The 25,250-nt window shown below is 42.9% G+C and carries 22 protein-coding genes and 7 tRNA genes; 5 read left to right on the top strand and 24 right to left on the bottom strand.

Annotation, left to right across the window (positions count from 1 at the left end):
* Positions 1-157: 157 nt before the first annotated feature.
* Positions 158-2,758: an exo 1,3/1,4-beta-D-glucan glucohydrolase gene (locus ACAX20_RS05315; protein ID WP_371189091.1), complete on the bottom strand. Its 2,601-nt coding sequence runs from the start codon at positions 2,756-2,758 to the stop codon at positions 158-160.
* Positions 2,759-2,769: 11 nt separating this feature from the next.
* Entirely contained in the window at positions 2,770-4,038 is a 1,269-nt protein-coding gene (locus tag ACAX20_RS05310) for a sugar MFS transporter (protein ID WP_371189090.1), read from the bottom strand.
* 232 nt (positions 4,039-4,270) lie between these two features.
* Here ACAX20_RS05310 and ACAX20_RS05305 point away from each other — a divergent pair, with 232 nt between their 5' ends.
* Together ACAX20_RS05305 and ACAX20_RS05300 are read left to right on the top strand one after the other, a co-directional pair.
* Positions 4,271-5,599 carry a GH1 family beta-glucosidase gene (locus ACAX20_RS05305; protein WP_371189088.1) on the top strand — a complete coding sequence of 443 codons (1,329 nt, stop codon included), beginning with the start codon at positions 4,271-4,273 and terminating at the stop codon, positions 5,597-5,599.
* A gap of 231 nt (positions 5,600-5,830) precedes the next feature.
* On the top strand, positions 5,831-6,832 hold the full coding sequence (locus tag ACAX20_RS05300; protein ID WP_371189086.1) for a LacI family DNA-binding transcriptional regulator: 1,002 nt from the start codon (positions 5,831-5,833) through the stop codon (positions 6,830-6,832).
* A gap of 13 nt (positions 6,833-6,845) precedes the next feature.
* On the opposite strand, the gene ACAX20_RS05295 is transcribed toward ACAX20_RS05300, so the two are convergent.
* The 3 genes from ACAX20_RS05295 to ACAX20_RS05285 all read right to left on the bottom strand — a co-directional run bounded on the left by ACAX20_RS05295 (position 6,846) and on the right by ACAX20_RS05285 (position 9,895).
* Positions 6,846-7,304, bottom strand: a complete 459-nt coding sequence (locus tag ACAX20_RS05295) for a hypothetical protein (RefSeq protein ID WP_371189084.1) — start codon at positions 7,302-7,304, stop codon at positions 6,846-6,848.
* A gap of 244 nt (positions 7,305-7,548) precedes the next feature.
* The gene (ggt, locus tag ACAX20_RS05290) at positions 7,549-9,294 is read right to left on the bottom strand and encodes a gamma-glutamyltransferase (protein ID WP_371189082.1); all 1,746 of its coding nucleotides are present in this window, start codon (positions 9,292-9,294) and stop codon (positions 7,549-7,551) included.
* A 10-nt stretch (positions 9,295-9,304) separates the two neighbouring features.
* On the bottom strand, positions 9,305-9,895 hold the full coding sequence (locus ACAX20_RS05285; protein WP_371189080.1) for a tRNA-uridine aminocarboxypropyltransferase: 591 nt from the start codon (positions 9,893-9,895) through the stop codon (positions 9,305-9,307).
* 64 nt (positions 9,896-9,959) lie between these two features.
* Between ACAX20_RS05285 and rrtA the strand changes: the two genes are divergently transcribed.
* Positions 9,960-10,562: a rhombosortase gene (gene rrtA, locus ACAX20_RS05280; protein WP_371189078.1), complete on the top strand. Its 603-nt coding sequence runs from the start codon at positions 9,960-9,962 to the stop codon at positions 10,560-10,562.
* Between the two features lie 176 nt (positions 10,563-10,738).
* On the opposite strand, the gene ACAX20_RS05275 is transcribed toward rrtA, so the two are convergent.
* The 15 genes from ACAX20_RS05275 to ybgC all read right to left on the bottom strand — a co-directional run bounded on the left by ACAX20_RS05275 (position 10,739) and on the right by ybgC (position 18,505).
* Entirely contained in the window at positions 10,739-11,512 is a 774-nt protein-coding gene (locus ACAX20_RS05275) for a hypothetical protein (protein WP_371189076.1), read from the bottom strand.
* 310 nt (positions 11,513-11,822) lie between these two features.
* Positions 11,823-11,898 (bottom strand) — tRNA-Lys (locus tag ACAX20_RS05270).
* Positions 11,899-12,028: 130 nt separating this feature from the next.
* Positions 12,029-12,104, bottom strand: a tRNA-Lys gene (locus tag ACAX20_RS05265).
* Positions 12,105-12,235: 131 nt separating this feature from the next.
* Positions 12,236-12,311 (bottom strand) — tRNA-Lys (locus ACAX20_RS05260).
* 130 nt (positions 12,312-12,441) lie between these two features.
* Positions 12,442-12,517: transfer RNA gene (locus ACAX20_RS05255), tRNA-Lys, on the bottom strand.
* A gap of 34 nt (positions 12,518-12,551) precedes the next feature.
* Positions 12,552-12,627 (bottom strand) — tRNA-Lys (locus ACAX20_RS05250).
* 130 nt (positions 12,628-12,757) lie between these two features.
* Positions 12,758-12,833 (bottom strand) — tRNA-Lys (locus tag ACAX20_RS05245).
* Positions 12,834-12,875: 42 nt separating this feature from the next.
* Positions 12,876-12,951 (bottom strand) — tRNA-Lys (locus tag ACAX20_RS05240).
* Positions 12,952-13,200: 249 nt separating this feature from the next.
* Positions 13,201-13,965, bottom strand: a complete 765-nt coding sequence (ybgF, locus tag ACAX20_RS05235; RefSeq protein ID WP_371189074.1) for a tol-pal system protein YbgF — start codon at positions 13,963-13,965, stop codon at positions 13,201-13,203.
* A gap of 18 nt (positions 13,966-13,983) precedes the next feature.
* Positions 13,984-14,529 carry a peptidoglycan-associated lipoprotein Pal gene (pal, locus tag ACAX20_RS05230; RefSeq protein WP_371189072.1) on the bottom strand — a complete coding sequence of 182 codons (546 nt, stop codon included), beginning with the start codon at positions 14,527-14,529 and terminating at the stop codon, positions 13,984-13,986.
* A gap of 42 nt (positions 14,530-14,571) precedes the next feature.
* Positions 14,572-15,927 (bottom strand): Tol-Pal system beta propeller repeat protein TolB, encoded by a 1,356-nt coding sequence (gene tolB, locus ACAX20_RS05225; RefSeq protein WP_371189586.1) that lies wholly within the window; start codon positions 15,925-15,927, stop codon positions 14,572-14,574.
* A gap of 25 nt (positions 15,928-15,952) precedes the next feature.
* Positions 15,953-16,966, bottom strand: a complete 1,014-nt coding sequence (tolA, locus tag ACAX20_RS05220) for a cell envelope integrity protein TolA (protein ID WP_371189071.1) — start codon at positions 16,964-16,966, stop codon at positions 15,953-15,955.
* Between the two features lie 2 nt (positions 16,967-16,968).
* A complete protein-coding gene (tolR, locus tag ACAX20_RS05215) occupies positions 16,969-17,391 on the bottom strand; it encodes a protein TolR (RefSeq protein ID WP_371189069.1) in 423 nt (140 codons plus the stop codon).
* A 15-nt stretch (positions 17,392-17,406) separates the two neighbouring features.
* Complete coding sequence (tolQ, locus tag ACAX20_RS05210) at positions 17,407-18,099, bottom strand: protein TolQ (protein ID WP_371189068.1); 693 nt, start codon at positions 18,097-18,099, stop codon at positions 17,407-17,409.
* Positions 18,089-18,505, bottom strand: coding sequence for a tol-pal system-associated acyl-CoA thioesterase (ybgC, locus tag ACAX20_RS05205; RefSeq protein WP_371189066.1), 417 nt, complete (start codon positions 18,503-18,505; stop codon positions 18,089-18,091). Before ybgC ends, tolQ begins: the two co-directional genes overlap by 11 nt.
* A gap of 615 nt (positions 18,506-19,120) precedes the next feature.
* Between ybgC and ACAX20_RS05200 the strand changes: the two genes are divergently transcribed.
* On the top strand, positions 19,121-20,110 hold the full coding sequence (locus ACAX20_RS05200; protein ID WP_371189064.1) for an XdhC family protein: 990 nt from the start codon (positions 19,121-19,123) through the stop codon (positions 20,108-20,110).
* 10 nt (positions 20,111-20,120) lie between these two features.
* Positions 20,121-20,732: an NTP transferase domain-containing protein gene (locus ACAX20_RS05195; protein WP_371189062.1), complete on the top strand. Its 612-nt coding sequence runs from the start codon at positions 20,121-20,123 to the stop codon at positions 20,730-20,732.
* 206 nt (positions 20,733-20,938) lie between these two features.
* Here the strand turns inward: ACAX20_RS05195 and ruvB are convergent, their stop codons facing one another.
* The 4 genes from ruvB to aspS form a co-directional block, all read right to left on the bottom strand.
* Complete coding sequence (gene ruvB / locus ACAX20_RS05190) at positions 20,939-21,943, bottom strand: Holliday junction branch migration DNA helicase RuvB (RefSeq protein ID WP_371189060.1); 1,005 nt, start codon at positions 21,941-21,943, stop codon at positions 20,939-20,941.
* Positions 21,944-21,954: 11 nt separating this feature from the next.
* Positions 21,955-22,581 carry a Holliday junction branch migration protein RuvA gene (gene ruvA, locus ACAX20_RS05185; protein ID WP_371189058.1) on the bottom strand — a complete coding sequence of 209 codons (627 nt, stop codon included), beginning with the start codon at positions 22,579-22,581 and terminating at the stop codon, positions 21,955-21,957.
* A gap of 99 nt (positions 22,582-22,680) precedes the next feature.
* Positions 22,681-23,208, bottom strand: a complete 528-nt coding sequence (gene ruvC / locus ACAX20_RS05180) for a crossover junction endodeoxyribonuclease RuvC (RefSeq protein ID WP_371189056.1) — start codon at positions 23,206-23,208, stop codon at positions 22,681-22,683.
* 158 nt (positions 23,209-23,366) lie between these two features.
* Positions 23,367-25,139, bottom strand: a complete 1,773-nt coding sequence (aspS, locus tag ACAX20_RS05175; RefSeq protein WP_371189054.1) for an aspartate--tRNA ligase — start codon at positions 25,137-25,139, stop codon at positions 23,367-23,369.
* Positions 25,140-25,250 lie beyond the last annotated feature (111 nt).

The following is a 25,250-nucleotide window of genomic DNA, read 5'->3' as shown; positions in this document are numbered from 1 at the left end:
TACCCTATTATTATCAAATTACGTCATGGCACGATGTTATCATCACGCCTAAATACCTAAGCTTTATTATCTGCTCAGTATACACAGAGTTTGTTTTAGGATCGAAAAAGCCCTACAGGAAAATCCTCTAGGGCTTTTTATATAATCTTAACGTGTCTTATTGACAGTTAATCGTTGCTGTCTCTGCGCCGTTAGGAGCAAACTTAATGTTGCTTAAACCAACTGCGAATTTACCATTCGTTGATAATTCAAATGGTGTATGTAAGTCAGCAAAGCTCATACCAGCATTTTTAAAACATTGTAAATCAATGGTCATAGTTTGCCATTCATTAACTGGTAATGCATTTAATTGCTCAGTGATGTCTAGCTGGCCAGCGCACGGGCCTTCGCCTTCACAAACCATGGTTAGCATCACTTTACCATCGGCCGGTTGCATAACGTTCACTTCAAAGCTAAGCGCTGCGTTAACTTCTAATTGTGAACGTAAGTCTTCACGGAAGTTACCAAAGCTGCTAATACGGATACCTGCATTAGCACTACCGTCAAACTCCACCTTGCGAGCGTCTTCTTGTACCACCTTGTCGATAGTACGGTAGCTTAACGCGCCCACTGTATGAGTGTTTGAGTTAACTGCTAATACGTCAGCGTCAGAGAACAAGCTCATTTGCCAAGGCTTGTGCATTTGACCTGTGAAAAGCTTCAAGTCTGTTGCTTTAGCAAGGTCAACCTTAATTGTTTCGTCAAGGTTATCAGCTAATACGTTATCATCACCATAACGCAGACCAAAACCGTATGGTAATAATGGGCTGTAGTCTTCGTCATGACGGTTTACAGTCGCTTGATCTGGTGTTTTAGGCCATGAGAAAGACAACTTACCTTTAAAGTCGTGCTGTACTGAGCCGTCTTCGTTAGCAAGAATCACTTCGGCTACACCATTACCTTCCGAGCCTGGTAACCAAGCGGCAACAAATGCGTCAGACGCGTTAAGCTCAGCATTAACCCACATTGGACGACCGCTGATGAACACAGATACCACAGGGATACCTTGCTCTTTTAATGATTTTAACAATGCTAAGTCAGTCTTTTCACCACGTTGGTAGTCAAGGTTATCACGGTCACCGTGGCCTTCTGCATAAGGCTCTTCACCAAATACGACAATCGCAACATCTGGTTTTTCGTCAAAGCTACCGTCAACACTTAAGGTTGTTTTACCACCAGCAGCAGCAACTTGAGCAGCGATGCCATCATAAATTGAGGTACCACCTGGAAAGTCATCATTAGTGTTATTGGTACCTTGCCAAGTGATTGTCCAACCACCCGATTGCTTACCAATATTGTCAGCACCGTCACCGGCAACTAAGATGTGCTGGGTTGGTGAAAGTGGCAGAATAGTGCCTTTATTCTTTAACAGAACAAGTGATTCACGTACCGCTTGGCGGGCAACATCACGATGCTCTTTCGCACCAATCAGCTCGGTTTTACCCGAGAATTGACGTTCTGCCGGGCTTGGCTTTTCAAATATGCCTGCACGTAACTTAACACGCAAAATACGAGCAACCGCGTCATCGATACGGCTCATAGCAATTTCACCTGACTTCACTTGCGCAATGGTGTTCTCATATAGAGGTTTCCATGCACCCGTAGGAACCATAAAGATATCTAAGCCAGCGTTAATCGATTGTGGACAGCTTTCGTTGCTACACCCCTTGATTTGGCCATGACCATTCCAGTCACCAACAACAAAACCGTCGAAGCCCATTTGCGTTTTCAACACGTCGGTTAACAAGTATTTGTTACCGTGGTTTTTAACACCGTGCCAGCTGTTAAATGACGCCATAACAGATTGTGAACCAGCGGTTAAACCACCAACATAACCTTGCGCATGGATATCAAATAACTCTTGCTCGCTAGCAATATTATTGCCTTGGTCATCGCCCTTCTCGGTACCACCATCACCTAGGAAGTGCTTAACGGTTGAGATAACACGACGATCACTTAAGAAGTCGCCATCAGCATGGCCTTGCAGACCTTTTACGATAGACGCTGAGTACTCACGGACAATCTCAGGATCTTCTGAGTAACCTTCGTAAGTACGACCCCAGCGGTCATCACGAACAACGGCAACCGTTGGCGCGAATACCCAATCGATACCAGTAACCATAACTTCAGTTGCAGTAACTTCAGCTATTTTCTCAATAAGATCTGGGTTGTTAGCTGCACCTAAACCAATGTTATGCGGGAACAAGGTCGCACCGATCACATTGTTATGACCATGTACCGCGTCCGTACCCCAAATGGTCGGGATTGTTGAACCGTCGACACTGTCATCAATTGATGCTTGGTATAAGTCTTCTGCCAGCTTAATCCAATCTTGTGGTGTTGCATGCTTGTTGTTGTTTGGAAACGCACCGCCACCATTTAAGAATGAACCGAAACCGTATTTGCGCATATCTTCAACGGTGATATCGCGAATTTCTGGCTGGATCATTTGCGCAACTTTTTGCTCAAGTGTCATGTCAGCCATGATTTCTTTGATCTTGGCTTCAATCGCTGGATCTTGCTTAACAGCAATATCAAGCTTGGGCCAAATTTTGGCTGCATCTGCAGGTGCCTTAACAGCAACCTCTTTAACAGCGGCTGGTTTAGCCGCTGCTGTAGACTCATTAACATCTTTTTGTGACGCATTATCACCACAGGCAGCTAGGCCAAAGGCGGCAATTGTTGCCAATGATAATGTGCTCAATTTGGTCGTTAACATTGAGTTTTCCTTTAGTTTTGTTCAATAATTTGGCGTGGTTTTGAACCCACTAAGCCATAGTATGCAATAAAAGCGTAACAGAAAATTGGCAGAATGAATGACATTTGCACGCCAATGCTATCTGCTAATAGACCCTGCAATACAGGTACGATTGCGCCACCAACAATGGCTAGACATAAGATGCCCGAACCTTGAGATGTGTGCTGACCAAGACCCGTTACCGCAAGAGAGAAAATAGTTGGGAACATGATTGAGTTGAATAAGCCAACCAATAATATTGACCACATAGCAACTTCACCTGTTGTTGAAATGGTCACTAAAATCAACGCCATTACAGCGAATGAGTTAAATGCAAGAGCTTTACCCGCTGCAATTTTTTGCATTGCCAGACCACCAACAAAACGGCCAACCATAGCACCACCCCAGTAATAAGCGATGTATTTTGCCGCTTGCGACTCAGTTTCTAGGCCTGCAATGTTTAATTCATGGAAGTAATTAACTAAGAAGCTACCGATTGCAACTTCAGCACCTACATAAACGAAGATACCAACCGCACCAAGTACTAAGTGAGAGTATCCCCATGCGCTACCAACAGCGTTTGATGTAGAGTCTTCTGCTTGTTGCTCTTCGATTTTAGGTAATTTTAACCAAGCAAATAGCGCTGCTAAGCCCAGTAACATAGCGGCAAGTAATACGTATGGCATTTGTACCGATGCAGCTTTTTCTTGCGCTGTTGCCATCGCTAATGCCGTTTCATTTAGGATTAAGTAAGCGCCAAAGAATGGTGCCACAGTTGTACCTAACGAATTAAACGCTTGCGTTAAGGTTAAGCGTGAAGATGCCGTTTCTGGACGACCTAAACAGCTCACATAAGGGTTTGCAGAGACTTGTAAAATGGTGATACCTGATGCTAATACAAACAGTGCAAATAAAAACACTGGGTAGCTATGTAACGTTGCAGCTGGATAAAAAATCAAACAACCGATAGCGGCAATGATTAAACCGGTTACGATACCACGTTGATAGCCAACCTTTTTGACAAGGTTACCGGCTGGTAATGAAACAATAAAGTAGGCACCGAAGAAACAAAACTGAACCAGCATTGCTTGGGTGTACGATAGATCGAATATCCCTTTTAAATGCGGGATCAAGATGTCATTTAGACATGTGATAAAGCCCCACATAAAGAATAGTGATGTTAATGACGTCAGTGCAAAACGGTAATCAACATTACCACCACTGCTAATACTTGCTGTTGTGCCAGGGGCTGTAGTCGCCATAATTTCTCCTAAATCCTTCGGCAATAAAACTTGTGCGCCCACTCCAAACAACATACTTATATAAAATTTAGTTGCGTTGTAGGCAAATAACGAATAACCTTTGCAGCTAATGAAAGCGCTTTCAAAATCCCCTTATTAAAATAAATTTTAACAGTAATAGCAACCTATTTTACAAAGCGTTTTATACTATTTTGAATCAAACTTTATTGAATTATCGAAAGGACATCACCTTATGAGTAAGCTTTCGCTACCTGCACAATCTAAAATGTTAGATAAATCATTCGTCTATGGTGTAGCAACGGCATCGTTCCAAATTGAAGGCGGCTATGAACAGCGCCTACCGTGTATTTGGGATACGTTTTGTGCCACCGAAGGAACGATTGCCGATGGCTCAAATGGTCATGTTGCTTGCGATCACTTCAATCGTTGGCAAGACGATATTGAACTGATTGACTCGCTCGGGGTGGATGCCTACAGATTGTCGATTTCATGGCCTCGCGTAATGAACGAAGATGGTACATTGAATCAACAAGGTGTCGATTTTTATATCAACATTTTAGATGCCCTCAAAGCACGTAACATTAAAGCGTTTGTTACCCTATATCACTGGGACCTACCACAATACCTTGAAGATCAAGGTGGTTGGTTAAATCGCCAAACTGCATACGCATTTGCTGAGTACGTCGATGCGATTACGCAAGCATTTAAAGGCAAAGTCCATAGTTACGCAACCTTAAATGAACCGTTCTGTTCGTCATATTTAGGTTATGAAATTGGTATTCACGCACCGGGTATTGTCGGTAAAGAGTTTGGCCGTAAATCAGCACACCACTTATTACTTGCCCATGGTCTTGGTATGCAAGTGTTACGTAAGAACTCGCCTGAAACCATGAACGGTATCGTTCTAAACTTTACCCCATGCTATAGCGAAACCGATAGCGATGCTGACAAGTACGCTGCTGATTATGCAGATCAATACTTTAATCAATGGTACATCAAGCCTATCTTTGATAAATGCTACCCTGAAATTATTAACACCTTACCCGAAGCCCACCGACCTGACATTCACGAAGGTGATATGGATATTATTGGTGAATCGTTAGATTTTCTTGGTATCAACTTCTATACACGTGCGATTTATCGAGCGGATGCCGATAATGTTTTCGAACAATTGGACGCACCTGCGCCACGCACCGATATGGGTTGGGAAATTTATCCATCGTCATTTACCGATGTACTACTCCAATTGAACGGTTTATATGATTTGCCACCCGTGTACATTACTGAAAACGGCGCAGCGATGCCGGATAAGTTTATTAATGGCAAGGTAGACGATCAAGACCGTTTAGAATATTATCAGTTACATTTAAACGCTGTGAATGATGCTATCGAACAAGGTGTTGACATTAAAGGCTATTTTGCCTGGAGTTTAATGGACAACTTTGAATGGGCTGAAGGCTACTTAAAACGTTTTGGTATTGTGTATGTCGATTATCAAACACAACAGCGTACCGTTAAAGCAAGTGGCTTGGCGTACAGTGAGTTAATAAGTAACCGCTGATCTCCTTTGTTTTTGTTCGCATCGTTGGCAATATAATAAGACCGAGCGCATAGCCTGAGCAAAACGAGTGATAGATTGGCATTAACTTAATCTACTCGATATTTGCTCTTGCAGTGTGAACACCTGAGCCAACCATCAAGATGTGTGGCAATAATAAACGCGGCTTTTAATAGCCGCGTTTTAATAAGGCCTCACTCATACGGTGTGACATAAAAACAACAGGGAGTAAAAATGGCAACGATTTACGAAGTTTCCAAGCTTGCTGGCGTATCGCTTGCAACCGTTTCGCGAGTTATGAATAAAAACGCGAAGGTAAGTGAAAAAACTCGCGATAAAGTCTTACAGGCAATGGAGCAATTAGGCTATCGCCCCAATTCGATAGCGCGTTCGTTAGCATCAAACCGTAGCAGCAGTATCGGCGTCATGGTTGCCGAATTACACGGTCCTTTTTTCGGCTCAATGATGTCGGGTATAGAAGCAGAGTGCCGTGCTGCAGGTAAACACGTTATCATCACAACAGGCCACAGTAACGAAGCCAGCGAAAAAGAAGGCATCGAGTTTCTGGTTTCTCGTAGTTGTGATGCCATTATCGTTCACAGTGAAGCGCTTAGCGATGAATACCTCATTACCCTTTCACAAAGTAAAACCCCCATTTATATTGTTTCTCGCTACATCGACCAGCTTACTGACCATTGTGTTAGCCTTGATAATAAACACGGCGGCTACCTGGCAACTAAGGCCCTAATTAATCAAGGCCATAAAGATATCGTTTATATTTCTGGTCCTGAATATAAAGATGATGCCAAGCAACGCTTACAAGGCCACAAACAAGCACTTGCTGAACATAATATTGCCTTTGATGAGACATCCGTATTTTACGGCGACTTCCAAGAAACAGGTGGTGTTGAGGGGCTAAGCCATTTTTTAAAGCAAAAGCGTGAGTTCTCAGCTGTGGCCTGTGGTAATGATGAAATGGCATCCGGTGCCATGAAATGTGCTAGAGAGCACGGCTTTCGCTTACCTGAAGAGCTATCTATCATTGGCTTTGATGACGTTATGTTTGCTAATTATCTATACCCGCGTTTAACCACCATTCACAACCCAATTGCCGACATGGGGCGTTCAGTTACCCGGATGGTACTGCGCGACATTTATGGACAAGCGGCAACGGACATTAAGCAGGTGTTCGAACCAACGTTAATCTTGCGAGATTCCGTATCTATTAAGCGCTGAAAAAAGATATCGTTTATTTAATCAATAACCTTTGTAAATCTTTTAACTTACCGAGCAAAGTCGTGATGCCTTCGACGTCTTCACGTGCTTTTGACCAATCGTTGTCATTAGCAAGGCAGGCAAACGTTTCCACTTGAGTTTTATGTTGCTTACTCAATTTCAATAAGTTTTGCAGGCTTTGTTCAAGTTCATTCACATCACTGCGAAGTTTAAGTAAGGTAAACAAATTCCCCTGTTTGACGCTTTGATATTTTTGCAACAAGTTAGTCAGTGCACTTATATACCAGTCACCATTATTAAAAGATGGCACATCTTTACCCCAAATGAACTCTTTGACTTGCGCCGTTAATTTATCTAAATCGCGGGTATCACACGGTGGTGGTCCAGTTTCCTCTTGAGTTTGACTACATGCCATAAGCGTTGTAAGAAAGGCAAATGACAGAGTCATAAAACAAAGGCGTAGGGTATTCATAAGTGTATCCGGTCAGCTAACTTGCCCACACAGTATAGAACATGACATTCTCTGATACTGATATCCCATTAACAATCTGTTTGACTGAATTACCAATGCATAACCGTTGCCTCTACAACTGCAACTCCCAAGCGTGACAAGCATTAAATACAGTTAGCTAACTACTTGTAATAGTTGAAAAGGCTCACGTTTACATTTTGTGATATATCTCCAGTGAGCGTTACTTTGCTTTGGGTGAGAAACCTTAATTACTAAGCACCTTGCCTTCACGGCGCGGATCTGCACCGCCGCGCAGTACCTCTGGAAAAACTTCAATACCATGGATACCGCTATTTAAGTCTCGAATAGCCACTTTATGCCCACGCTGTTCAAGGGCGCTGCGCAATGCTTCAACAGACGTACCTCTCTCAAGAGTGGTTACATCATTGCGATTGGTCACTTTCGGTAAATCAATCGCAGCCTGAATATCAAGTTGCCAATCCAAAACACCAATTAACGTCTGCGCCACGTAATTAATAATGCGACTCCCTCCAGGCGAACCAACCACTAAACGTAAACTATCGTCTTCGTTTAATACCATCATCGGTGCCATTGAACTGCGCGGCCGCTTTAACGGTTGCAAACGATTGGCGACGGGTTTGCCGTCCCTCATTGGCGCTAAGGAAAAGTCGGTAAGTTGATTATTTAATAAAAAGCCTTCAACCATGACTGCAGAGCCAAACGCCATTTCGATACTGGTGGTCATGGATACGGCATTACCTTGTGCATCAACAATGGCAATGTGAGAAGTAGATGGCATTTCAATAGCGTTATCTGCACCACGAGCGAGTAAAGTAAAAGTACCAGGTCCTGCAAAACCCATGTCCACATCTTTAATGAGTTTACCTCGTTCCGTTAAATAGCGGTTATCCAGCATTTGCTCTGTTGGTACGCTAACAAAATCAGGATCTGCAATATAATGATTGCGATCGGCAAACGCCAATCGCGAGCTTTGCGTGAACAAGTGAACGGCCTGCTCCGACATAACTGGCAATTGATCAAGGTTGTGTTGTTCTAACTGCTTGAGTATTTGAATAACAGCAATGCCACCAGAGCTTGGTGCGGGCATGCCACAAAGCTCATATACCTTGTAAGAGGCACACACTGCGGCTGTTTGTTTTGCTTGGTACGCAGTTAAATCACCCATACTAAGATGACCTGGCGCAATAGAGCTATTGTTAACCGCGTCAACCATACGCTCGGCTATCCACCCCTTATAAAACACCTCGCTACCATGTTTTGCAATATCGCGATAAACACGAGCAAGTTTTGGGTTTTTTAATAGCGTGCCCTGTTGCAAGGGCTGGCCATTGGGGAAAAAGTAGGCTCGGCTATTATCCAGTGCTTTTACCCCAGGATTGAAGTCTTTTGCCACTAGCATTGCTAGGCGAGGAGAAACGATAAAGCCATTTTCGGCTAATGCGATGGCATCATCAAAAAGCTCAGACCATGCTAATTTACCAAATTTTTGGTGCGCATCTTCGAGCGCTTTTAATACGCCTGGTACACCAACACTGCGACCGCCAACAACGGCATCTATCCAGCGAACGGGTGTGCCATCAGCATTTAAAAACATCTCTTGGCTTGCCTTTGCAGGTGCCGTTTCTCGACCGTCAAAAGCGATGATATTGTTATTTTGCTTGTTGTAATGCAACAAAAATGCCCCACCACCAATACCTGACGATTGTGGCTCGACTAACGTTAGTACCAATTGTACAGCGATGGCTGCATCAACCGCACTGCCACCTTTAGCGAGCACATTATAACCCGCTTGACTGGCATAGGGGTTAGCGGCAGCCACCATATAACGGTTGCCCTGTTGCAATTGTTGTTGATTAAGACCTGTTGCTGCCTCGGGTTCGCGATCTTCACGAATAGCCTGAGAATCGAGGGAGCAGCCGGCAATAAATAATGTGCAGCAAAACACTAAAGAAGATAAATGTGATGACAAAACGAAATCCTTAACGTTGATATTGTTGCTGTAATAGTATCTGTTGTTTGTTGAACTGAGCAAACGCATCAAATAACGGCTGATAGCGCATTTGATTATGCTCTAATATCGCTAATGCATGAGCACATGCTTCTAGCGAAGATACATCCGTAGGTTTATGATGTTTACGAATAACATACTGACTTTTGATTTGTTTATCTAGGGTCAAACGCGGAAGTGCTTGGACATTTTTTGACAATTGCAACATTTTATATGCCTTCTTCCAGGTCCCATCAAGCACAATTAACAACGTATTCGCTTGTAACTTCGCTGCCATTGGCGTCGCTACCGTAGCCGACTCACTTGGGTACAATAAATACGCTTGCTGACGAGGGCGTTGTAGCATTTGATTTAACTCATCGTTGTTAGTGAAGTTTTCACCGACAATAATACGGCTTTTGTTTAGGCACAGGTGTGCTAACTTGACACTGCCCTTGGCTTGTTTCGACTCACTTGGGTGTTGTAGAAAACAAATTTCCACTTGGTTATCAATCGGTCTAATACAGTCACAAATACAAGTCACTAGCGGTCGCTCGCACCTTGTGCAATACTGTCGGCTCATACGTCTTCGCCCTCGGCTTGGCGTTATCCAGAAAACAAAAATCATTATAAGTTAATCAGTTGCTATGTTGAAGTTGTCTCTACCATGGAGCCGTGACGCCTTATTGCTTCCGCTCATTATTTTCATTTGCGCCACCTTTGTGTTCTTTTTGCCCAGCAGTATCAGTGATCACCTTATTTATGATCGCGCATTAATTACTGCGGGTGAGTTTTGGCGATTGTTTACGGCTCACCTAGTGCACACCAATGACAACCATTTACTGTTAAATCTTGCTGGCTTAACCATGCTTTGGGCGTTACATGGAGATCACTATAAAATGCATACCTTTTTATTTGCATTTAGTGTCTCAGCCATAATATGTAGCGTCGGCATTTTCTACTTCGATGTTGATATGCAACGTTATGTCGGATTGTCAGGTGTTTTACATGGGATATTTGTGTGGGGCACAATCAAAGACATAAAAAAAGGTTGGAAGACAGGCTATTTATTACTGTTTGGTGTGCTGGCAAAGATAGTTTATGAGCAGGTATTTGGTGCAAGCAACGATGTTGAACAATTAATTAATGCTCGGGTTGCCATCGACGCACATATGTGGGGCGCGATTGGCGGTTTGTTCTATGCCAGCCTTGAACAGTTGTGGATACGTACTAATAGCACCCGGAAATAATCAACCAAGGCCCCTGCGAGCCTAACTTAGCGTTACATGACTGACAGTACTGTCGAGCATTAACAACGCAATGCACAAGCTTTTAGGGGCTATTAGGAGCCTCTCGCGTCACCTAGCTTTGTTGATATAAATATCAAAGCATCTTAGCCGTTGCGCTTTAATTTGAGTTAACTGCGCTACTCCGGCGATGACAAGCCTTTTCGATACACGTAAATCGCATAGTTCGAACTTAAAAACGCCGATTTATATTCACTTATCATAGCTTGCGCTGCTTGTTCACTTGTTAAGTGCTCACTAAGTCGCTGATAAAAGTTTTTCTCTGGTGGCATCATATCTGCGTATGAATCATAGCCAAACACCAACTGAATTTGCGCTTCTCCACCAATACGCGTATGCCACGCCCATGAGTCGGGCCACTGCATTTGCTTTGCAGCGGCGCTTATCGCTTTAATGCCTGCTCTTGCCGCAAACCCTTTACCAGGCGCAACCGTCAAAGACTCCACACCAAAGTATTTATAAACTTTACTGCTGTCCCAATGACTGTTATCTCGATCAATACGGCTAAAGTAGCGAGCCGAATCAACAACATATTGGCTGACGTTATCGCGCCAATGCTGCGCCGTATTACTCATTACCGCCCATGCATTATGCTCTTCGATTTTATCCCAGTTAGTACAGCACGAACGCAGCATATACATATTAAGATCCTCACCAATAACTTGTGTATACACCTGCCAATTATTTTGCTCATTTTGCTTAGCGCGGAACTGCATATGATCGATCAACGCCTTCTCGAATGCATCTTTATTGATGCTGTCAATTCGTATCATATAAAGGCTGGTTAACGGATCGGGCGTGTGTTGCTCTGGATTTGTCGGTTCTGGCTCAGCAAGAGCGTTAGGTGCAACTAACGCTAGCACAATGTAAAACGCCCAAAGCCAATATTTCATTCGTTATCATTACCATGCTTGTACTGTTGATTTTACTATAGTAAACAGCCAGTAAAATACGCAAAAATTATCGGTAATACCTAAAAGCCAAACAAATTTATGTGCAAACAATTTTTATGACGTGAAGAATGCGTTATCTAAGCGTAGCCAGTAGCGCAGAAAATCCTTTGGCTTTCGTCAAAGTGAAACGCATAAAAATGTGATCAAAAAATTAGTCGGTATTAAAGCGCTTAAATCTAGGATATAGCGTTAACGGTTAAAAGCCTTGGCTTTAATTAGACGCGAAAGATAAATAAGGGATTTAAGAGAGTGGTCGGTCGTGAAGGATTTGAACCTTCGACAAATTGGTTAAAAGCCAACTGCTCTACCAACTGAGCTAACGACCGATATATAAGATTGTTCACTTTCTTGTATTGGTTTGAGAAAGCGCTTGGCGATGATGTTTACCTTCGACCAAAATTGCGTTAACGGTTAAGAGCTTGGCTTTATCGCTAACATTCACTTCCTAAAAGAAAGTGGTCGGTCGTGAAGGATTTGAACCTTCGACAAATTGGTTAAAAGCCAACTGCTCTACCAACTGAGCTAACGACCGATATATAAGATTGTTCACTTTCTTGTATTGGTTTGAGAAAGCGCTTGGCGATGATGTTTACCCTCGACCAAGATTGCGTTAACGGTTAAAAGCCTTGGCTTTATCGCTAACAGTCACTTCCTAAAAGAAAGTGGTCGGTCGTGAAGGATTTGAACCTTCGACAAATTGGTTAAAAGCCAACTGCTCTACCAACTGAGCTAACGACCGATATAAGATTGTTCACTTTCTCATATTGGTTTAGAGAAAGTGCTTGGTGATGATATTTACCTTCGACCAAGATTGCGTTAACGGTTAAAAGCATTGGCTTTATCGCTAACAGTCACTTCCTAAAAGAAAGTGGTCGGTCGTGAAGGATTTGAACCTTCGACAAATTGGTTAAAAGCCAACTGCTCTACCAACTGAGCTAACGACCGACATATAGTTTGTTCACTTTCTAACGAGAGAAAGTGGTCGGTCGTGAAGGATTTGAACCTTCGACAAATTGGTTAAAAGCCAACTGCTCTACCAACTGAGCTAACGACCGACATATAGATTGTTCACTTTCTCGTATTGGCTTTGAGAAAGCGCTTGGTGATGATTTTCATCTTCGACCAAGATTGCGTTAACGGTTAAAAGCCTTGGCTTTCGCGCTAACAAACTTCCTAAAAAGAAAGTGGTCGGTCGTGAAGGATTTGAACCTTCGACAAATTGGTTAAAAGCCAACTGCTCTACCAACTGAGCTAACGACCGACATATAAGATAATTCACTCTCTCACATTGGTTTTGAGAAAGTGGTCGGTCGTGAAGGATTTGAACCTTCGACAAATTGGTTAAAAGCCAACTGCTCTACCAACTGAGCTAACGACCGACATCTTGTTACGAGAGGCTTAGCGCCTCAACGCGGGGCATATAATACTGATAATAATTTTAAGTGCAACAACAATTTTTATATTTTAAAAAAAAATCGTTCAAGCGCGCAAATTAACAACAAACAGAGCGATTTACAATCAATTCTCAACAAGCTTTAGCGTGTTTATTTTGCCCTAAAATCAAAAAAGGCTTATTTGTATACAATAAGCCTTTCGCTAATTATTACCACATTGGTGCTCTTTGCATATTATAGACTGGCTAAACGTGCTTTCGCCAATTGTGCAGCAGAAGAACCTGCGTATTCAGATATCACCCGCTCATACATAATTTGCGCCTGAGCAGTATTGCCACGCTTTTGTGCAACCATACCAAGCTTTAACATTGCATCACTGCGCTTACTGGAATTTTCATAGTTATTAATAACGATGTTAAATTCATTTTGCGCACTGTCTAGTTCTCCTTTGTTAAATAACAGCTGACCTAACCAATAATGAGCATTCGCTGCATAACTCGAATTTGGGTATTTTTGCGTGAAGTTTTTAAACTCGGCGATCGCTTGATCATACTGCTTTTCTTTAAGCACTAAATTAACAGCCCTATCATAGGCCTGATTTTCAGTTAAGTTAGCAGAGTAATCCGTAGTTGGATTAGATCCGGTTGTGGTAACAGGCTGTGTTGGCGCCTTTAAGTTAGCCATACGACGATCTATCTCTCGGTATAGTTCACGTTGACGCTGTAAGATTTGATTAATGGTATAAGCCTGTTCTTCCGTAATACCACGCAACTCACTCACTTCGGTTTGTAACTCATCAATATGGCGTTGCATGTCGATAAGTGCACGATTACGAGATTGCAACATACGTTGCAGCGTTTCAACGTCCGCTGGCGGTGTTGCATCGGCGGTTAATGGTTGCTCATTATTAATATCAAGCACCGGTGCGGGCTGCGCAGCAAGTGCGACTGGGGCACTGGCTGCAACCGCTAAACTTAATAACAGTTTATACGATTTCATCAAATATCCTACGACAGATTAGTATACCAATACAGCACGACGGTTTTTAGCAAACGCTTGTTCGCTACGATCATTTACCGCTGGCTTTTCTTCACCATATGAAACAGTTTCAATTTGAGATGTTAATACACCTGAATTTTCAAGGTACTTTTGTACAGCTTGAGCACGACGTTCACCTAGAGCAATATTGTACTCTGGTGTACCGCGTTCATCTGCATGACCTTCAATCAGCACTTTAACATTGTTGTTTTGTACTAAGTAAGCAGCATGCATATCAAGGGTTGTGATCACTGACGCATCTAACTTAGATGTATCAAAGTCAAAATAAATGGTGTTAGAAGCAGCAAGCTTGGCTTTTTCTTCTTGCTTAATTTGCTCAAGCTTCGCAGCTTGTGCAGCAGCTTCAGCACGGGCACGTTCTTTTTCAGCTTGTACTTTTGCAGCTTCTTGTTTTGCTGCGATTTCTGCTGCTTCTGCATCTTGAGCATCGTTTGATGAACATGCTGCAAGCGTGAATAACGGAAGCGCTACTGCCATACTTTTAACTAATTTATTTAAACGCATTATTTTTCCTTAATAGATAGTTGTTATTCTTAAACTTTATTTTTATAAAAATGGTGACCAAGCTGGTGCTTTAACCTGACCATTTTTTGCTGGCAATCTAGCCTTAAAGCGACCATCCATAGACACTAGTGCCAATACCTGACGATTACCGTGCAGAGTACTGTAAATTATCATGCCGCCATTTGGGGCAATGCTTGGTGATTCATCCAAACGAGTTTTAGTCAACACTTGGACTTGCCCATAACCCGCTAACTCTTGTTTAGCTAAGTGGTATTGCCCTTGTGTTCGGTTAACCATCACCAATTGACTGCCATCAGGTGATATTGAACCACCTAAATTCATTTCTCCATCAAAGGTTAGACGCCCCAGCTTACCATCGGCTAAATTTACGCGATATAACTGCGGTTTACCACCCCGTTCAGAGGTAAAAATCAATGACTTACCATCAGGTGTCCAGTTCGGTTCAGTATCAATAGCACGATGGCGAGTTATTCTACGTAATGACTTGGTTGCTAAGTTCATCACATAAACTTCAGGGTTACCATCTTTTGATAGTACCATGGCCATATGCTTACCATCAGGTGACCAACGAGGCGCGCCGTTAATGCCCTTATAACTGGCAACCAATTGACGTTCTGCGGTATAGATATCTTGAATGTATATCTGTGCTTGACGCTGTTCAAATGTTACATAAGCTAGCTTAGTACCGTCTGGCGACCACGATGGCGACATTAGTGGTTCAGGTGAGCTCAACAGCACTTGTTCGTTGTAGCCATCGTAATCGGCCATAACTAATTGATATGGCTTTTCACCCGAGTCACGAACAATAACATAAGCAATTTTCGTTAAAAATGCACCGCGTGTACCGGTCAGTTTTTCATATACCGCATCGGAAATTTGATGGGCTTTAGCGCGTAGTAACGATGCAGGAATGTATTGCGTTGGTTTTGAGTCGATTAGCACATGATCGTCGCTTTGCACTAGTTGACCATTTTGCAAAGCTTTGCCCTCACCGCCAGTCATTTGCCCGCGGATCACATCAACCAGTTTAAATGAGATCAAATAACGACCATCACTTGCCTGTTCTACCTCGCCCATGATCAAAGCTTCAACACCTAAATCGGCCCAAGCTTGGTAATCAACATCGGCAACAGAGCTTGGCGCTTGTGGCATACTACTGGTGCTAATCGGGTTGAACTTACCGCTGCGCAATAAATCTTGAGCAATAATTTGCGATACATTTTGTGGTAGTGGTTGCTCACCTTGGTACGCAAATGGCAACACCGCAACGGGCCTTGCTGTATTTACACCACCAGTAATCACTAGCTCTAATTCAGCATTGGCTTTGAATACCGCCAACAACGATAACACTAAGGTAAAAGTTATTTTTTTAAACATCATATTTAACGTGCTATTCCTTTATTTAAAACTCTGGTGCGTAAGTTACAATAATATTTTCTAATTTCGAGAATACTGCAGGATCAGATGATACAGGCAGTGTACCCGCTTTATTGACCGCTTTTACCGCTTCTTGACAAACAGCTCTATCACCATCAACAGCGTTGGCACTTATCACAAAGCCACTGCTCGCCAGTTTAATGCGTACTCTACATGACTTACCACGCATACTCGCTTCATCTTTGATAAAGTTACGAGCAATCGCTTGAGTGATAAGTGCACTGTACTTGTCGACTTCATTCATTACTTGTTGGCTACGTGCTGATTGACGGCGCTGCATTTCTTCAAGCATCTGTTGCTCTAACAAACGTTGTTGCTCTGCTCGCTCAGCGGCTTCTTTTTTACGTTTCTCTTCTTCTAGCTTTTTACGACGACGCTCTTCTTCGGCTTTTCTGGCCGCTTCTTCTTCACGTAATCGCTTGGCTTTGGCTTCAGCGGCAGCCTTTTCTGCGGCTTGCCGCTCGCGTTCTTTTTGTCGGCGCGCTTGCTCTTCAGCAGCCGCATTTGCTTTAGCTCGTTTTGCCGCATCTTCGGCTTTTTTACGAGCGGCATCAGCACGTTGCTTCTCAGCTTCAGTACGTTTGCGCTGTTGCTCTAACCGCTTTATTCGCTCAGCCTCTTGTTGGCGTTGTTTGCGCGCTTGCTCTGCACGCTGTTCCAACTCAGCAATTCGCTTATCTTCTCTCGCCTTTGCTGCTGCCTTTTGTTGACGCAGCTTATCAACCTGTTGTTGTAACTTGCTAGCATCGACAACAACCGCATCAATAACTTGCATCTGCGGTTTGGGTTGTGGCTTTGGTTTTGGTGAAAAGTCCGCGTTTGCCATTAACACCATCGCCATAATAACATGCACAAGCAAGGCTGCAACCAAGGCGATCACATAGTCTTGCCTTAGCGTTTTACCATCAGGCAAATAAGTGAATATCCCCATACACTTATTGACGCAACGGCCGATTAAGGTTTTGATTAGCGCTATCACCGCTACGCCTCCGGAGATTCTGTCATAAGCCCTACTGAAGGCACACCCGCTTGCTGTAGCAGTACCATCAACTGCACCACCGCATTATAAGAAACATTACCGTCACCATTAACGACGACAGGAGTTTGAGGGTCAACCACCAATCTTGCTCTAACCAATGTCGCTAGTTCATCAGGCGACAACGGCTCTGATTTACTATCACCGACGTTAAGATAAAAATTGCCACTGGCATCAACACTAGCCACTAGCGGTGGTTTAGAATCTTCAGATAAACTCTCAGCCTCAGCCTTAGGTAAGTCAACCTTAACCCCTTGGGTGATCAATGGTGCCGTTACCATAAAAATAATCAACAACACCAGCATTACGTCGATATAGGGTACAACGTTGATTTCGGCGACGCGTTTACGCTTTGCACGAACGTACATGGTAAATACTCTCCGTTACTGAGCTTTTTGCTGATCTAATACAGCTGACTGGCGCTGCAAGATACTGGAAAACTCTTCCATAAAGTTGCCGTAGCTGTTTTCAAGTTTCTCAACAGAATGTGAAAAACGGTTAAACGCCATGACTGCTGGGATTGCTGCAAAAAGGCCCATGGCTGTGGCAACTAGGGCTTCAGCAATACCCGGAGCCACCATTGACAAGGTTGCCTGCTGCACAGAGCCCAAGGCAATGAATGAGTTCATGATCCCCCAAACGGTACCAAACAAGCCAATATATGGACTTATCGAACCTACCGTCGCAAGAAATGATAAGTGTGTTTCTAAACCATCAACTTCTCTTGATAAAGCGACGCGCATAGCACGATGTGTACCATCCACTACGGCTTCACTCGATACACCCGGGTTTTTGCGAATACGTGCAAATTCTTTAAAGCCAGCAACAAATAAATTTTCTAATCCGTGGCTGTTACCGCGTTGATTGATCTCTTTATATAATTGACTCAGATCTGCACCTGACCAAAACTTATCTTCAAACGTCGCGGCGTTTAACCGAGCTTTATTTAAAGCCTTAGAGCGTTGAATAATCATGGTCCATGATGCAACCGACAGTCCCAAGAGACACAGCATCACGGCCTTAACAAGGAGACTGGCTTGTAAAAATAAATCAAAGAATGAAAGTTCAGCGTGCACTACTTAATGCTCCTACTATGGATTTTGGTATGGGACAAGGCTTGGCTTTGACTAAGTTAACACTGGCAATAAGCACGGTAACATGACACAACTCATCTCCATGTTGATTACAGATCGTTTGCTCAAATACCAAACTTGCCTTTTTTAACTGAGAAATTGTCGTTTTAATGGTAAGCAGATCATCCAACTTGGCTGAGGCTTTATTATCCATTTCCACTTTTCTGACTACAAATGCTAAGTTTTGTTCAAGAAAATACGATTGGTTAATTCCTAAGTGGCGCAGCCACTCGGTACGGGCCCGCTCTGCAAACTTTAAATAGTTCGCATAATAGACAATACCACCTGCATCAGTATCTTCATAAAATACTCTTAACTGATAGTGAAATGCATTATTGTTATTATTCATGGCATGCAATCTTAATTGCCGAGTTGAATGTTAAAGTCATATATTACGTTAAATATAACTGCGCACTCAAGTCAGCATGGCTATTTTTTATTGTGAAAAACACATATCTTGTAACAATTGATGTTTAAAACGGCAAAACACTGTTTCACAACAATTTTATTCATTATCAAGTCACCTATAAGTAGACTCGAACTTTAATAAAACATTAACAAAATGGCGATTATTTAAGGTTTTGGCTATGCATCATTACCATAACAAAACATGCTTTTAACAAAGCGTTAATCCATTAGTTTTTTTTATCTGAAAACTCAGAAATTTTCGTTTGTCAGGTTTTATGGCTGTCCATAGAATAGCGCCCATCTCAGCAGCATCACTTTTAATATTTTGTTGTTCCTGGATTATTTAACTTCCTACTATCAACTCTTATTGTTGTCGCCCGCTAAATTAGCGGGCTTTTTTTCGACTAAACATTAACAAAACTAACCTTGAGCGCGATTCAGTACATCGGGTTTAGTTCCATAGACATACTCAGATACAGTCTATTAGTTGCCTTCATCACGTACTTAGCACATAGTGGTTAGCTATTGTTTAGATGAATCATAATATATTACCGGCATGCAATTACCCGATGTTAGCGTTTTAACAGCAGCGCAACAATTTATCGAAATGAACCAGCCCTTTTGGTTGTGCACTATTATTAATACCTACGGCAGTGCACCTCGCCCTATCGGTTCAATTTTTATAACCGATGGTGAAAAGCGTTATGGTTCAATTTCAGGCGGTTGTCTTGAAGATGGTTTTGTAAAAATGTTAAGTGAAAATCATTTCACCAAGCAAAATCAACTTTTTACATATGGCAAACATTTACAAGATGAGCATATTGTCCGTGAGTTGCCGTGTGGTGGGACGATCGAATTACTTATCGAGTACGTTTTACCAACGACAGAAAATTTTGCTCACTTTAGCCAATGGCTGGCATTAGTTAATGCCAAACAAGCTCTGCACCGCAGTGTTAAATTGTCTACACAAACACGACAAGTAAGTGATTCTACCAACCAACAACGGCTAAGCACGACTGTTGAAAAAACTGAAACCACAGTTACCTGTCATTATCAGCAAATATTGCAGCTGCTTATCATTGGCGTAGGCTCAGTCAGCGAACATGTTGCGCGCCTTGGCATACAAAGTGGTTACGACGTAAAAGTGTGTGACATGCGAAAAGACTTGGCCAATAGCTGGCACTTGAATGATAACGACGATGGCTCACCAATCTATTGGGCATCGCCAGACAACTTTGTAGAGCAGTATGCAAATGCCAATACTGCGGTATTAGCGCTAGCGCACGATCCTAGACTGGATGATGTTGCGCTAATGGAGGCCTTTAATAGCGATGCCTTTTATATTGGTGCTATGGGCTCGATTCGCACCACGCAAGCACGCATTGAACGTCTGCAACGAATTTGTCAGGTAAGCGAACAAGCATTAACTCGACTACATGCACCTATTGGTTTAAATATCGGCAGCAAAACACCTATGGAAATTGCCATTGCGATTATGGCCGACGTACTTCGCTGTCAGCGTGGCATTGCCAAAAGCGAGTTATAAGGGATAACTCATGATATATTCTATCGTCCTTGCTGCTGGCTTCTCTAAGCGTTTTGGAGCAGATAAGCGTTTTTATGGCCAGCCTCCACTTTTACTACGCACACTTAATAATATCGTGCGAAGCCAAGCCAATATTATTGTAGTACATCGTCAACATGATGATGTCCTATTAGAGACTCTAGCCACTCTCCCTGTACAGTGTGTTGCAGTAGAAGATCAATATCGTGGCCAAGGCGCGTCAATCGCTGCAGCAGTAAAACACGTAATAACACTTCAACAACCTAGAGCAAAGGATAGACAAGAGGGTATCGAGGCGGTGCTTATTTGTTTAGCCGACATGCCATTGATAAAGCCACAAACCATCAGCAAAATTAGCCGTTACGCTAACCAACACCGCATTGTACGACCTGTATATCAAGGCAAACCAGGTCACCCTGTATGTTTTGGTTCTGATTTTTTTAGCGAATTAGCGGCACTAACATCGGATGTTGGCGGTAAGCACATTATTGGCAAACATAGCGAACGAGTTGATTATATCGATGTTGACGATCATGGTGTGCTCTTCGACGTTGACACACCAGAAGATGCCTGCAGGTTATCTCAAAATAATCGTTCTATTTGACGATAACAGCGCTGGCTCATGCTAACAGCACTGTTTCTGAGGAGTAATAAGTATCACCTTACCAGATGATGTTTATCATCATTACTGATTTACTCTTTTTCGAGTAAACTGAAGCTAGCAGTTTTAAGATGTTTGATGCGCCTTAGCGTTAAAACACAGATATTGAATTTCACTCAAAAAGTAAGGCTAAATGATTATATATAACCTTACTCTTTTATATCAAAACCAAAATGCAAATATGCTTTGGATGTTGCAATACGACCTCGTGGCGTGCGCTGTAAAAAACCTTGCTGGATCAAAAAGGGTTCAATCACATCTTCAATGGTTTCGCGTTCTTCGCCAATCGCTGCGGCAATATTATCTAATCCGACCGGACCGCCATCAAATTTTTCTATAATGGCGAGCAATAATTTACGGTCCATAAGATCGAAACCTTCAGAGTCAACCTCTAGCATATTTAATGCATTGGTTGATGTTTGCTGACAGGCTTTACCGTTATTTTTCACCTCGGCAAAATCGCGTACCCGACGTAACAAGCGATTCGCGATACGTGGCGTACCACGCGAGCGTTTAGCAACTTCTAATGCGCCTTCATCATCAAGGTCAACATTTAAAAAATGGGCGCTACGGGAAATGATGCTCTGTAAGTCGGCAACTTTGTAAAACTCCAAACGTTGCACAATACCAAAGCGATCGCGCAGTGGCGATGTCAGCGCACCAGCACGAGTAGTGGCGCCTATTAACGTAAAGGGAGGTAAGTCAAGTTTAATCGAGCGAGCAGCAGGCCCCTCGCCAATCATAATATCCAGTTGATAATCTTCCATCGCTGGATACAAGATTTCTTCAACCATAGGGCTTAAACGATGAATTTCGTCAATAAACAATACATCGTTTTCTTCAAGGTTGGTCAACAGTGCTGCCAAGTCGCCGGCTTTTTCAAGCACTGGCCCCGATGTGGTGCGAATATTGACACCCATTTCATTGGCAACGATATTCGCTAACGTGGTCTTACCCAAGCCCGGTGGTCCAAAAATCAATAAATGATCTAATGGTTCGTTACGCTTTTTTGCCGCTTGAATAAAGATGTCCATCTGCTCTTTTACATGGTCTTGGCCAGTGTAATCATCGAGCATTTTCGGACGAATCGCTCTATCGATGGTTTCTTCTTCTTTATTCAGCGTAGGCTGTATTAAACGATCGGCTTCAATCATAATTTATTTGCTTATAACATGGATTTAAGAGCATCGCGAATAAGCTCTTCTGAGCTCATTTCTTGCTGATATACGGCTTTTACGGCTTTATCTGCTTGCGCTTGCTTATAACCAAGTGATACTAACGCCGTTATTGCATCATCTTTAGCATTGCTCACCGTTGTCAATGCAACTTCACCTGCCACAAGCTCAAACTCGACTGAGTCGGTAACTGGCGTTTCAATGTCCAAGCCCCAGTCTTTTAATTTGTCGCGCATCTCAATTAACAACCGCTCTGCTGTTTTTTTACCAACACCAGGAATTTTAACTATGGTGGTAACATCATCTAAGTTTACGCAATGAACAAACTGGTTCGCTGACATGTTAGATAAAATAGCTAACGCCAATTTGGGACCAACACCATTTACTTTAATTAACAAACGAAACAGTTTGCGCTCAGTTTGGTTGGCAAAGCCATACAGCAATTGGGCGTCTTCTCGTACCGCGAAGTGAGTGTAAATGATGACCTCTTGGCCAATTGCAGGTAAATGGTAAAAGCTGGTCATGGGTAAGGTAACCTCATAGCCAACACCTTGACATTCAATGACTATTTCAGGTGCTTGTTTTTCAACTAATAGCCCGCGTAAACGTCCTATCACAATCTTTCCCACTAAGTTATAACGATGATGCCCATACAGTACCACTGTATAAATATATAGTAAACCAGTTTTATGGCTTCGTTATTAAATTTTGTCCAACTAGCGCAGTCGACCTCTTACCGTTTTACTCGCCTGCCCTGCCATTTTTATTAATGAGTCATAACTATGGGCGTGGCATATCGCCACGGCTAATGCATCAGCTGCATCTGCTTGAGGTAGGGCCGGCAATTTTAGAATACTGGCAACCATGTGCTGCACTTGCTCTTTTTTCGCAGCTCCTGTCCCCACAACGGCTTGTTTAATTTGCCGTGCCGAATATTCCGCTACGTCAAGATCGGCATTGGTCGCCGCAACAATAGCCGCGCCACGCGCTTGACCAAGCTTGAGCGCGCCTGCTGGGTTCAACCCCATAAACACTTGCTCAATAGCAAACATATCAGGGTTAAACTGAGTAATAAGTTCTGTTACACCGGCAAAAATAACTTGCAAGCGCTTTGCCATATCGTCACCGGCCGATATCGTTTTGATACAGCCACTGCCTAGATATTGAAATTTGCGTCCCTGTTTGTAAATCACCCCATAACCGGTGATACGTGATCCTGGATCTATCCCTAATATGATACTCATCAAATATTAACTTTTGTGTTGGTTGCTAACAAAACGGCCTTAGCCATTTAGCATAAAGAGAATTTCACCTAATGGAAATACTCCCTTAAAAACAGCTTGCTACACAACGACAAAGCCTCGCATAGTACGAGGCTTTGTTTATTCACACCTTTGGCGTTTTATTTTTCGTCTTGCTTTTCAACAATCGACGCAACACCTAGCTCTTGCAATTGTTCTGGATTGGCCTTACCCGGAGCATTCGTTAATGGACATGCTGCCGTTGTTGTTTTCGGGAATGCCATTACGTCACGGATTGACGATGCGCCCGTCATTAACATAACCAAGCGATCTAAACCAAACGCTAAACCAGCATGAGGTGGTGTACCATAGCGTAACGCTTCTAATAAGAAGCCAAATTTTTCTTGTGCTTCTTCATCTGAGATACCCAAAATTCTAAATACCGCAGCTTGCATCTCTTGGTTGTGAATACGCACTGAACCACCACCTAGCTCGCAGCCATTTAACACCATGTCGTACGCATTTGATAATGCGCCAATTGGGTTGGCTTCAAGCTCTTCTGCTGTTAAGCCTGTTGGTGCAGTGAATGGATGGTGAAGTGCATGTAAGTGACCGTCAGCTTCCTCAAACATAGGGAAATCAACAACCCATAGAGGCTTCCACTCATCGCTCACGATACCTAAATCTTCACCTAACTTCAGGCGCAATGCACCTAATGCTTCGGTTACGACAGTATAGTTATCAGCACCAAAGAAGATAATGTCACCTGATTTCGCGTTAGTGCGTTCTAATAACGCCTTAACTGCGGCTTCTGGTAAGAATTTTAGAATTGGCGACTGAATACCTTCCATGCCAGCATCTAAGTCATTAACCTTCATCCATGCTAAGCCTTTAGCACCGTAAATGCCGACAAACTTAGTGTATTCATCAATGTTCTTACGAGAGAACTTATCTGCACCACCTGGTACACAAATTACAGCTACGCGACCTTTGTCATCGTTGGCAGGACCACTGAATACTTTAAATTCAACGTCTTTTAAGATATCTGCAACGTCAACCATTTCCAGTGGGTTACGTAAATCTGGTTTATCTGAACCATAGCGCGTCATTGCTTCAGCGTAGGTCATATGCGGGAACTTACCTAAATCGACATTCAGTAAATCTTGGAATAGTTCGCGGATCATGGTTTCAGTTACATCCATCACCTGCTCAGCCGTCATGAATGACGTTTCGATATCGATTTGCGTAAACTCTGGCTGGCGGTCAGCACGTAAGTCTTCATCACGGAAACATTTTACGATTTGGTAATAACGTTCTTGACCCGACATCATCAATAATTGTTTAAACAATTGTGGTGATTGTGGCAATGCGAAAAAACTACCTTTGTGAGTACGACTTGGTACCAAGTAATCACGCGCACCTTCTGGCGTTGCGGCGGTTAGAATAGGCGTTTCGATATCCATGAAACCTTGACTTTCTAACGAACGACGTACCGCTGAGGTGACTTTGGCACGAAAACGCAAGCGCTCAGTCATTTCTGGACGACGTAAGTCTAAGTAACGGTATCTTAAGCGGTTTTCTTCGCTATTCTCTTGGTTAAAATCCAGCGGTAATGGCGCGGATTTGTTTAAAATATTTAACTCTAAACCAAGAACCTCAATAGCACCGGTTGCCATATCTTTGTTCACTTGCGATTCAGGACGTGCACGTACTTTACCTTTTACCTGCACACAAAACTCGTTACGTAACGTATTGGCAACCTCGAGCACTTCGGGTAAGTCTGGGTCGAATACCACTTGCACAATGCCTTCTCGATCACGCAAGTCCAAAAAGATAACCGCCCCTAAATCACGACGACGGTTTACCCAACCACATAAGGTAATTTCTTGACCAATGTGAGATTCATTTATCTCACCACAAAATACGCTACGCATTGTCAAATATCCTGAATTCAATTATCTATTCTCGCCTTGTTAAAAATCTGCGCTCAACATCGCTATACAAGTGATGTTATATCAAACGATACTCGCTATCAGTCCATTGCG

This window comes from Thalassotalea sp. Sam97 (genome assembly GCF_041379765.1).
GTDB lineage: Bacteria > Pseudomonadota > Gammaproteobacteria > Enterobacterales > Alteromonadaceae > Thalassotalea_A > Thalassotalea_A maritima.
Note: the sequence above shows the minus strand (reverse complement) of the source record. Positions and strands in the feature narration are given on the sequence as shown.

Excerpts from the sequence above, each read along its gene's own strand:
- ruvC (WP_371189056.1), bottom strand. The coding sequence starts at position 23,208 with ATGAGTATCATATTAGGGATAGATCCAGGATCACGTATCACCGGTTAT.
- tolB (WP_371189586.1), bottom strand. The coding sequence starts at position 15,927 with ATGTTTAAAAAAATAACTTTTACCTTAGTGTTATCGTTGTTGGCGGTA.
- ybgC (WP_371189066.1), bottom strand. The coding sequence starts at position 18,505 with ATGAATAATAACAATAATGCATTTCACTATCAGTTAAGAGTATTTTAT.
- ACAX20_RS05275 (WP_371189076.1), bottom strand. The coding sequence starts at position 11,512 with ATGAAATATTGGCTTTGGGCGTTTTACATTGTGCTAGCGTTAGTTGCA.
- ACAX20_RS05195 (WP_371189062.1), top strand. The coding sequence starts at position 20,121 with ATGATATATTCTATCGTCCTTGCTGCTGGCTTCTCTAAGCGTTTTGGA.
- ACAX20_RS05295 (WP_371189084.1), bottom strand. The coding sequence starts at position 7,304 with ATGAATACCCTACGCCTTTGTTTTATGACTCTGTCATTTGCCTTTCTT.
- aspS (WP_371189054.1), bottom strand. The coding sequence starts at position 25,139 with ATGCGTAGCGTATTTTGTGGTGAGATAAATGAATCTCACATTGGTCAA.
- ACAX20_RS05300 (WP_371189086.1), top strand. The coding sequence starts at position 5,831 with ATGGCAACGATTTACGAAGTTTCCAAGCTTGCTGGCGTATCGCTTGCA.
- ACAX20_RS05310 (WP_371189090.1), bottom strand. The coding sequence starts at position 4,038 with ATGGCGACTACAGCCCCTGGCACAACAGCAAGTATTAGCAGTGGTGGT.
- ACAX20_RS05200 (WP_371189064.1), top strand. The coding sequence starts at position 19,121 with ATGCAATTACCCGATGTTAGCGTTTTAACAGCAGCGCAACAATTTATC.
- pal (WP_371189072.1), bottom strand. The coding sequence starts at position 14,529 with ATGCGTTTAAATAAATTAGTTAAAAGTATGGCAGTAGCGCTTCCGTTA.
- rrtA (WP_371189078.1), top strand. The coding sequence starts at position 9,960 with ATGTTGAAGTTGTCTCTACCATGGAGCCGTGACGCCTTATTGCTTCCG.
- ybgF (WP_371189074.1), bottom strand. The coding sequence starts at position 13,965 with ATGAAATCGTATAAACTGTTATTAAGTTTAGCGGTTGCAGCCAGTGCC.
- ruvB (WP_371189060.1), bottom strand. The coding sequence starts at position 21,943 with ATGATTGAAGCCGATCGTTTAATACAGCCTACGCTGAATAAAGAAGAA.
- ACAX20_RS05285 (WP_371189080.1), bottom strand. The coding sequence starts at position 9,895 with ATGAGCCGACAGTATTGCACAAGGTGCGAGCGACCGCTAGTGACTTGT.
- ACAX20_RS05315 (WP_371189091.1), bottom strand. The coding sequence starts at position 2,758 with ATGTTAACGACCAAATTGAGCACATTATCATTGGCAACAATTGCCGCC.
- tolR (WP_371189069.1), bottom strand. The coding sequence starts at position 17,391 with ATGTACGTTCGTGCAAAGCGTAAACGCGTCGCCGAAATCAACGTTGTA.
- ACAX20_RS05305 (WP_371189088.1), top strand. The coding sequence starts at position 4,271 with ATGAGTAAGCTTTCGCTACCTGCACAATCTAAAATGTTAGATAAATCA.